Source organism: Pedococcus sp. P1_H8 (assembly GCF_056405175.1).
This window is the reverse complement of the sequence record NZ_JBFUCP010000331.1, coordinates 1-405: the sequence shown is the minus strand read 5'-3', so window position 1 is coordinate 405 and position 405 is coordinate 1. Positions and strand designations below refer to the sequence as shown.

Annotated in this window: 1 protein-coding gene; it reads left to right on the top strand. The window is 68.9% G+C overall.

Translation table 11 applies throughout. The features are described 5' to 3' along the window. On the top strand, nucleotides 1–405 hold a 405-nt coding region (locus tag AC1DYG_RS20245), incomplete at both ends, for an MFS transporter (protein ID WP_477641629.1).

Here is a 405-nt window from a genome sequence, read left to right as displayed (position 1 = left end):
GTGCTGACCAATCTGCTGTCGATCTTCGCGATGGCGGGTGTGCTGTTCTTCGGCTCGCAGTACCTGCAGCTGGTACTCGGCAACTCGCCGCTGCAGGCCGGGCTGCTGATGCTGCCCGGAACCGCGATGAGCATGGTGTTCGCGCTGTTGGCGGCGTGGTTCGTCCGGCGCTGGCAGCCGGGCACGGTGCTCACCGTCGGCCTGATGATGTCCGCGCTCGGCGCCGCGATCCTGACGTTCCTCCGGGTCGACGGCGGTGCCGGAATGTTCGTGGTCGGCTTCATGCTGGCCGGGGCCGGTGTCGGCATGGCGTTGACGCTCACTTCCGACCTGGTGGTCGGCGCGGTGGAACCGGAACGGGCGGGTGCCGCCTCGGCGGTGTCCGAGACCGCGTACGAGCTGGGT